This is a genomic window from Catenulispora yoronensis (assembly GCF_039531695.1).
Classification (GTDB): Bacteria; Actinomycetota; Actinomycetes; order Streptomycetales; family Catenulisporaceae; genus Catenulispora; species Catenulispora yoronensis.
Genome location: NZ_BAAAQN010000092.1, coordinates 26641 through 35134, shown reverse-complemented (window position 1 = coordinate 35134; position 8494 = coordinate 26641). Strand labels below are relative to the sequence as shown.

Sequence of the window (8494 nt, the reverse complement as noted above, 5' to 3'; positions counted from 1 at the left end):
ACGCGGCCGCGACGCTGGCGGCCGCCGACAACCGCCTCGACGGGGCCGGGGCGGCGGTCGGCGCCGAGGCGCTGGCCGCCCCGCACCGCCTCGGCCACCTGGACCTGCGCCACACCGAGCTCGGCAGCCGCGGCGCGCTCCGGCTGCTCGACGGGGCGGCGCGGGCCGCCACCCCGACCAGGTTCATGCTCGGCGACGGCATCGCGAAGCGGGTGAAGCGGGAGCTGGCCGTGTTCGCCGCCGGCGTCCCGGCGTCGGTGTTCGACGTCGCCCCGGACGTGAAGGCGATCCGCAGCGTGTATCGGACCGCGCCGCCTTCCTGAACAGCGCTCAGAGCGTGAAGACGATCTTCCCGAACGCCTCGCCCTCGGCCATCCGCTCGAACCCGGACCGCGCCTCGGCCAGCGGCAGCACCGAGTCCACCACCGGCCGCACCCCGGTCGCCTCGCACATCCGCACCAGGGCCTTGAGCTCGTCCAGCGAGCCCATCGTGGAGCCGACCACGCGCAGCTGGAGGAAGAAGATCCGGGTCAGCTCGGCCGGGGGCATCCCGCCGGAGGTGGCGCCGGAGATCACGATCGTGCCCTCGGGGCGCAGTGCCTTCACCGAGTGCGACCAGGTCGCGGCGCCGACCGTCTCCATGACCGCGTCCACCCGCTCGGGCAGGCGCGCGCCGGACTCGAAGACCGCGTGCGCGCCGAGCTCCAGCGCCCGGGCCCGCTTCTCCTCGCTGCGCGAGGTCGCCCAGACCCGGAACCCGGCGGCCCGGGCCAGCACGATCAGCGCGGTCGCCACGCCGCCGCCGGCCCCCTGGACCAGGACGGTGCCGCCGGGGTGCAGCCCGGAGTTGCGGAACAGCATCCGGTACGCGGTGAGCCAGGCCGTGGGCAGGCAGGCCGCCTGCTCCCAGCTCAGCACGTCCGGCTTGGGCACCAGGTTGGCGGTGGGGACCAGGACCCGCTCGGCGAAGGTGCCGTCGTAGGCCTCGGTAAGGATGGACGGCTTGCCGTCGCGGGCGTCGATCACCGAGTGGATCAGGACCTCGGCACCGTCGTCGGTGACGCCGGCGCCGTCGCAGCCCAGGATCATCGGGAGCTTGTCCTCGGTGATCCCGACGCCGCGCAGGGTCCACAGGTCGTGGTGGTTCAGCGCGGCGGCCTTCACCGTGACGGCGGTCCAGCCGGGCCGGGCGGCCGGTTCGGGCCGCTCGCCGAGTTCGAGACCGGAGAGCGAGTCCTTGGGGTCGATGCGCACGGCGCTCACAGCGAACATGCCGCCGAGCATAGACTCCGGCACCCGGCCCGACCGCGCGGTTGTGCGCGCCGTCACGGCACTGATGCCCGGCGCGCACGCCACAGCGAGGGCCGGTCGCAGATCCGGTCGGCGATCCGGTCAGGCACGCCGGCCGCCGATTCCGGTCAGGCAACGCCGGTCGCCGATTCCGGCGGGCGGGTATCAGTCCCGTGGGACAGCCCGGCGGGCCGGACCGGCGGCACCGCCCCGCGGCGCACGTCTCAGTCCTCGGAGTCGGCCGATTCGACGATCACCAGCCTCCGGGTGGCCCGGGTGAGGGCGACGTAGAGGTCGTTCTCGCCGTGCGGGACGGCGGCGGCGACCGCGTCCGGCTCGACCACCAGCACCGTGTCGAACTCCAGCCCCTTGGCCTGCCGCACCGGCAGCACGACGGTGCGCCGCTCCAGGTCCGGGTCGGCGCCGAGGCCGGCCTCGGGCAGCCGGGCCCGGACCGCCTCCGCCACATCCGCCGCCAGCACGGCCGGGACCAGGACGGCCAGCCGGCCGCCGGCCCCGGCCCCGCCGCCGTCGGTCCCGGTGCCGTCCGCGGCGTCGCCGGCGGCCAGCGCCGCGTCCTCGGCCGCCGCCAGCTCGGCGTCCCGCTCGACGAGCTCGCCGGCCGGCACCGTCACGGTCCGCGGCTCCTCCCCGGCCGAGCGCACCGAGCGCGGCGGGGTCAGGGCCGGGTCGATGCGGCGCAGCACCTCGGCGGCCAGCGCCATGATCTCGGCCGGGGTGCGGTAGTTCACCGTCAGCTCGGCCAGCCGCCAGCGGTCCTCCACGTGCGGGGCCAGCATCTCGCCCCAGGACCTGGCGCCGGCCGGGTCGCCGGTCTGGGCCACGTCGCCGACCAGCGTCATCGACCGGGCCGGGCAGCGGCGCATCAGCAGCCGCCAGGCCATCGGCGAGAGCTCCTGCGCCTCGTCGACGATGACGTGCCCGAACGTCCAGGTCCGGTCGGCCATCGCGCGCTCGGCGACGCTGCGGGCGTCCACCTCCTCGAAGCGCTCGGCCAGCATCTCGGCCGAGACCAGGTCCACCGCGGTGACGATCTCCTCGCGCGGGTCCTCCAGGTCGATCGAGCGGGAGCCCTCGGCGACCTCCAGCGCGCCCTGCGCGTAGGCGATCCGGGCCCGGCGCGCCGCCTCGGCCCGGCGCGCCGCCTCCGCGGTGTCGACGTCGCCGAGCAGCTCGGCGGCCTCGTCCAGGAGCGGGATGTCGGCCGCGGACCAGCCGCCGGGGGTGCGCAGCAGCAGGTCGAGCTCGGCGTCCGTCAACAGCGCCGGGCCCTCAGTGTTCTCAGTGTTCTCAGTGTTCTCAGTGTTCTCAGTGTTCTCAGTGTTCTCAGTGCCCTCAGCGTTCTCAGCTCCCTGAACAGCCTCAGCGCCCCGAGCACCCTCCCCCGCTTCCTGCACCGCCTCCCGCAGCAGCTCCGGCGTCGCGAACAGCTCGGCCAGCAGCCGCTGCGGCGTCAGCTGCGGCCACAGCCAGTCCAGCGCCTCCTGCACGCTCGGCTCCTCGACCAGCGCCTCGGCGATCCGGTTCCGGTCCTCCACGCCGAGGAACACGCCGTCGGCCATGTCCCCGGGCTCCTCGCCGAGCTCGGCGGCGATCAGGTTCACCAGCGCCAGCGTCTCCTGCCGGTGCGGGTCGTCGTTGAGCCGGTCCACCACCTGCCCGGCCAGCGCGTCGATGATGTGCTCGGCGAATGCCTTGCGGCCGAAGTTCGGCAGCCGGTGCGCGCCGCGCCCGGCCTCCCGCGCCGCGACACAGGTCGCGCGCTCCAGCCGGTACTTCACGCCTTCGTAGACCACCTCCAGCGCGTCCTCGGGCACCCGCTGCCGGGCCCGGACCGCGCCGGCGATCACGTCGGCCAGCACCGCGCGGCCCTTGATCTCGGCGACCTCCGGGGCATCGGTCCGCGAGGCCCGCACCCCCGGGAACAGCTCGCCGACGGTCGACAGCACGGCGCTGGTCTCCCCCAGCGCCGGCAGCACGTGCGAGACGTAGCGCAGGAAGGTCGGGTTCGGGCCGACGATCAGCACGCCGCGCTTCACCAGGCGCTCGCGATAGGTGTAGAGCAGGTAGGCCGCGCGGTGCAGCGCCACCGCGGTCTTGCCGGTGCCGGGGCCGCCCTGCACCACCAGCACGCCGCGCAGCTCCGAGCGGATCGCCGTGTCCTGCTCGGCCTGGATGGTCTCCACCACGTCGCGCATCCGGCCGGTGCGCCCGGCGGTCAGCGCCGCCAGCAGCGCGCCCTCGCCGACCAGGCCGGAGGCCCCGTCGCCGGCCGCCACGTCCAGGTCCAGCACGTCGTCGTCGAGCCCGACCACGGTCCGGAACCGGGTGCGGATGCTGCGCCGGCGGCGCACGCCCTGCGGCGCGGCCGAGGTCGCGACGTAGAACGGCCGGGCGGCCGGGGCGCGCCAGTCCACCAGCAGCGGCTCGAAGTCGCCGTCGTCGTCCAGGATCCCGATCCGGCCGATGTAGCGGCGCTCGCCCTCGGTCAGGTCCAGGCGGCCGAAGCAGAGGCCCTCCTCGGCGGCGTCCAGCTGCGCGACCCGGCCGGCCCCGGCGGTGGCCAGGTTGTCGCGCTCGGTCCGGGCCTGCTGGGTGCCGCCGCGGTCGCTGCTCAGCACCCCGGCGAGCTGGCCCGCGGCCCGGGCCCGCAGAGTGTCGAGACGGTCGTACAAGAGGTTCAGGTACTGCTGTTCGTTAAAGATCTCGTCCGTACCCCTTGACAAAACGCCTCCCGACATTCTAGATTCGGGGCATAACCATCAGGTGGTTATATCTGTGTGCCCGAAATCTTTACGATAGCAGACGCTACCGCAGAGACTTCGGGCATCGGCGTTCCTGGGCACCGGTACAGCGTCCGACCGGGGTTCGGCACCGTTGTTTCGCGCCCGGTTCAGGGCCCCGTCATCCGACCGCGACCAGCCCTTCGACCTCGGCCAGCCCCTCGGCCTCGGCCTCGCTGTGCACGTTCCGGGTCCGCAGCGCGATCACCGCCCCGCACATCACCGCCACCGCGCAGGCGAACAGCGCCCGGGACAACCCCGAGGTGAAGGCCGCCGGCTGGCTCACGCCGTGCGCCAACTGGTGGTTCACCCGCGCCGTGGACACCGCCGAGAAGACCGCCAGCCCGAGCGCCCCGCCGACCTGCTGCGACGCGTTCAGCAGCGCCGCGGCCAGGCCGGCCTGGTGGTGCGGCACCCCGGCGTTGGCCGCCGTGGTGATGGCCACGAACACGAACCCGAGGCCGAAGGCCATCACCACCATGCCGGGCAGCAGACCGGTGGTGAACGAGCCGTCCACCTTCAGCCGGGACAGCAGGAAGATGCCGGACGAGGCGATCACCGAGCCGACCACGACCACCGGCCGGGTGCCCACCTTGGCCACCAGCTTCGGCGCGATGCTCGCCCCGATCCCGACGCCGACGGTGATCGGCAGGTAGGCCAGGCCGGTGCGGATCGGCGAGTAGCCGAGCACGCCCTGCATGTAGAGGGTCAGGAAGAAGAACATGGAGATGAACCCGGCGACGCTGACCAGCTGCGTGAAGTCGGCGGCGGCCAGCCCCCGGATCCGGAAGATCGACAGCGGCAGCAGCGGCTGGCGGGTCACGCGCTCGTTCAGCAGGAACACCACGAGCAGCACGCCGGCGCCGGACAGCTCCAGCACCGTCCGGGCCGAGCCCCAGCCCTGGTCGGGCGCCTTGACCAGCGCGAAGACCAGCAGCAGCATCCCGGAGGTGACCAGGAACGCGCCGAACAGGTCCAGACCCTTGATCGACACCTTCTTGTCCTCGGGCTCGAACATCCGGTAGGCCGCGACCAGGATCAGCAGGCACACCGGCGGGTTCACGAACATCACCCAGCGCCAGCCCGGGCCGTCGGTCAGCAGCCCGCCGGCCAGCACGCCGACCGCCGAGGCCAGGCCGGCCACCGCGCCCCAGGCGCCGAACGCCTTGGTCCGGTCCGAGCCTTCCTTGAAGGTGGTGGTGAGCAGCGACAGCGCGGCGGGCATCATGAGGGCGGCGCCGATACCCTGCACCAGCCGGGCGGCGACCAGCAGCCCAGCGGTGTTGGCGAAACCGCCGGCCAGCGAGGCGACGGCGAACACCGTGGTCCCGGTGAGCAGGATCCGCCGCCGGCCGAACAGGTCGGCGGCCCGGCCGCCGAGCAGCATGAAGCCGCCGTAGGTGAGCAGGTAGCCGCTGGGCACCCACTGCAGGCCCTGCGTGCTGAAGTCGAGGTCCTTACGGATGGAGGGCAACGCCACGTTCACGATCGAGGCGTCCACGAGATCCAGGAACGCGACGCCGCAGAGCAGGAGCAAGATGAGCTTCCCCCGCCCGGTTGATAGGAAAGACGCAGACACGCCAGTACCCCCTCGAGTACGATTAACTTTGAGTTCCGTACGATACGAAGAAGGTATCATATGAGTTCCGTATCATCCAGCGACGCCGAGCTCTCCCGGGCCCGGCGCCAGACCATCAACCGGATCACGGAGACCATCCGCGAGATGAGCGTGGTGATGACGGTCCTCAACCTGCGCGCCGGCGAGCAGGTCGGCCTGCGCGACGTCGAGATGAAGGCCCTGGACGTGCTGATGCGCGACGGGGCGATGAGCGCCAAGGCCCTCGGTCAGCGCCTGGGCATGCACCCGGCCACCATGACCGGCATCCTCGACAAGCTGGAGAAGGGCGGCTGGGTCGCCCGCGAACGCGACCCCGACGACCGCCGCGTGGTCCTGATCCAGCCGGTGCGCGAGCGGGTCGGCGAGATCGTCCGCCTGTTCGCGGGGATGAACAACGTGTCCATCAGCATGCTCGACAAGTACGACGCCGACCAGCTGGACACCATCCTGGACTTCCTGAGCAACGTGGTCGACCTGGCCCGGTCGGCCTCGACCGCGTGGGACCGGGAAGCCTGATCAGGGGACGGCGTCGGGCCCGGCGGTCAGTCCACCCCGCCGGCGACCGCGGCGCCGCTTGCGAGTGCTCGGGCGAGCAGTCGCGCGAGATCTTCGAAGACGTTGTCGCCGTCGCTGGCGCTGTCGCCGTCAGTCTGAGCGCCGGAGCACCAGCCTTCGGCGATCAGGCCCGCCCGCACCCCGGCGACCTCGTCCGCCGGGATCAGGAACGCCGGACCGTATCCGAACTCGTACCCGCCGATCTCCGCACAGCCGTGCCCCAGGCACCGCGCCAGCGCCGGGAAGACCGCGGTCCACTCCGGGAAGTCGCCCCCCGGCTCGACATCGGCCTCCACCTCGGCCCGGTCCTCCCCGATCCCGGTCAGGAGCCGATAGTCGGCGCCGAACGCCTTCGCGAAGTCCTCTGCCACAACGCTCGCACGGTCGGCCGGTATCGGCGCCAGGGTCAACCACATTGACATGGCGCGAACGTACCCGCCGCCACCCTCAGGGCGGCGGCGGGTACGTCAGGGACCGTGGGTGACCCGCGGCTCATCCCATCGACGGATACCGATAGTCCGTCGGCGCCACGAACGTCTCCTTGATCGAGCGCGTCGAGGTCCAGCGCAGCAGGTTCTGCGGCGAGCCGGCCTTGTCGTTGGTGCCCGAGGCCTTGGAGCCGCCGAACGGCTGCTGGCCGACGACGGCGCCGGTCGGCTTGTCGTTGACGTAGAAGTTGCCGGCCGCGAAGCGCAGCACGCTCATCGCCTCGGCGACCGCCGCGCGGTCCTGGGCGATGATCGAGCCGGTCAGAGCGTAGCGGGTGACGCCCTCGACGCCGCGCAGGACGCGGTCGTAGTCGGCGTCGTCGTACACGTACACCGACAGCAGCGGGCCGAAGTACTCGGTGGAGAAGATCTCGTGGTCCGGGTTCGTACACACCATCACCGTCGGCCGTACGAAGTAGCCGACCGAGTCGTCGGCCGTGCCGCCGGCGACGATCCGGATCGAGTCGTCGCGGTGCGCGATGTCCAGGACCCGGCGGTGCTTGGCGAACGCGCGGTCGTCGATCACCGCGCCCAGGAAGTTGCCCATGTCGGTGACGTCGCCCATGCTCAGGCCGTCGACCTCGGCCGCGAAGTCCTCGCGCAGACCGCCGGCCTCCCACAGCGACCGCGGGATGTAGGCGCGGGAGGCGGCCGAGCACTTCTGGCCCTGATACTCGAACGCGCCGCGCGTCAGCGCGGTCTTCAGCAGCGCCCGGTCCGCGCTGGGATGCGCCAGCACGAAGTCCTTGCCGCCGGTCTCCCCCACGATCCGCGGGTACGCGCGATAGGCGGCGATGTTCTCGCCGACCGTGCGCCACAGGTGCTGGAAGGTCGGGGTCGAGCCGGTGAAGTGGATCCCGGCCAGGTGCGGGTCGGCCAGCACCACCTCGGAGACCGCGAGCCCGTCGCCCGGCAGCATGTTGACCACCCCGGGCGGCAGGCCGGCGGCCTCCAGCAGCCGCATCGTGAAGTGCGCCGCCAGCTGCTGCGTCGGCGACGGCTTCCAGATCACCGTGTTGCCCATCAGCGCCGGGGCGGTCGGCAGGTTGCCGGCGATGGCGGTGAAGTTGAACGGGGTGATCGCGTAGACGAAGCCGTCCAGCGGCCGGTGGTCGGTCCGGTTCCAGACCCCCGGCGCGTTCTCCGGCGGCTGCTCGGTCAGGATCTGCCGCGCGAACGCCACGTTGAAGCGCCAGAAGTCGATCAGCTCGCAGGCGCTGTCGATCTCGGCCTGCACCACCGTCTTGGACTGCCCGAGCATCGTCGCGGCGTTCAAGGTGGCCCGCCACGGCCCGGCCAGCAGGTCGGCGGCCCGCAGCAGGATCGCGGCGCGGTCGTCGAAGGACATGGCCCGCCAGGCCGGCGCCGCCTCCCGGGCGGCCGCCACGGCGGCGCGCGCGTCGTCCTGGGTGGCGTTGTGCAGGGTGCCGAGCACGGACTTGTGGTGGTGCGGCTGCACCACGTCGATCGGCTCGCCGCCGCCGGGCCGCCGGTGCCCGCCGATGGTCGCGGTCAGGTCGTGCCGCCGGCTGCTCAGCTCGGTCAGCTTCGCGGTCAGCGCGACCCGGTCGGGGCTGCCGGGAGGGTAGGCGAGCACCGGTTCGTTATGCGGAACGGGGACCCTCGTGACGCCGGTGACGTTCTCGTACGCGTGCTCGGCCATGATCTCGGCAGACTCCTCTCGGGCCCCGTGGACACCGCGGAGCGAGGATCTCCTCGGCAGGCGGTGGCGGGTGGCG

At 72.6% G+C, this 8494-nt stretch carries 6 protein-coding genes and 1 pseudogene; 2 read left to right on the top strand and 5 right to left on the bottom strand.

Annotation, left to right across the window (positions count from 1 at the left end; translation table 11 throughout):
- Positions 1-323: pseudogene (locus ABD481_RS43475) on the top strand (ribonuclease inhibitor); the annotation flags it as partial.
- Positions 324-330: 7 nt separating this feature from the next.
- On the opposite strand, the gene ABD481_RS43470 reads toward ABD481_RS43475, so the two are convergent.
- The 3 genes from ABD481_RS43470 to ABD481_RS43460 form a co-directional block, all read right to left on the bottom strand.
- Positions 331-1272, bottom strand: a complete 942-nt coding sequence (locus ABD481_RS43470; RefSeq protein ID WP_344671783.1) for a zinc-binding dehydrogenase — start codon at positions 1270-1272, stop codon at positions 331-333.
- 242 nt (positions 1273-1514) lie between these two features.
- On the bottom strand, positions 1515-4037 hold the full coding sequence (locus ABD481_RS43465) for a HelD family protein (protein ID WP_344671782.1): 2523 nt from the start codon (positions 4035-4037) through the stop codon (positions 1515-1517).
- Positions 4038-4215: 178 nt separating this feature from the next.
- On the bottom strand, positions 4216-5673 hold the full coding sequence (locus tag ABD481_RS43460; RefSeq protein WP_425559414.1) for an MFS transporter: 1458 nt from the start codon (positions 5671-5673) through the stop codon (positions 4216-4218).
- A gap of 60 nt (positions 5674-5733) precedes the next feature.
- Here ABD481_RS43460 and ABD481_RS43455 point away from each other — a divergent pair, with 60 nt between their 5' ends.
- Positions 5734-6228, top strand: coding sequence for a MarR family winged helix-turn-helix transcriptional regulator (locus ABD481_RS43455; RefSeq protein WP_344671780.1), 495 nt, complete (start codon positions 5734-5736; stop codon positions 6226-6228).
- Between the two features lie 26 nt (positions 6229-6254).
- Here the strand turns inward: ABD481_RS43455 and ABD481_RS43450 are convergent, their stop codons facing one another.
- Positions 6255-6689, bottom strand: coding sequence for a hypothetical protein (locus tag ABD481_RS43450; RefSeq protein WP_344671779.1), 435 nt, complete (start codon positions 6687-6689; stop codon positions 6255-6257).
- Between the two features lie 70 nt (positions 6690-6759).
- A complete protein-coding gene (pruA, locus tag ABD481_RS43445; RefSeq protein ID WP_344671778.1) occupies positions 6760-8418 on the bottom strand; it encodes an L-glutamate gamma-semialdehyde dehydrogenase in 1659 nt (552 codons plus the stop codon).
- Positions 8419-8494 lie beyond the last annotated feature (76 nt).

Bases quoted from the DNA above. Each gene is read 5' to 3' on its own strand.
- ABD481_RS43470 (WP_344671783.1), bottom strand. From the start codon at position 1,272: ATGTTCGCTGTGAGCGCCGTGCGCATCGACCCCAAGGACTCGCTCTCC.
- ABD481_RS43455 (WP_344671780.1), top strand. From the start codon at position 5,734: ATGAGTTCCGTATCATCCAGCGACGCCGAGCTCTCCCGGGCCCGGCGC.
- ABD481_RS43450 (WP_344671779.1), bottom strand. From the start codon at position 6,689: ATGTCAATGTGGTTGACCCTGGCGCCGATACCGGCCGACCGTGCGAGC.
- pruA (WP_344671778.1), bottom strand. From the start codon at position 8,418: ATGGCCGAGCACGCGTACGAGAACGTCACCGGCGTCACGAGGGTCCCC.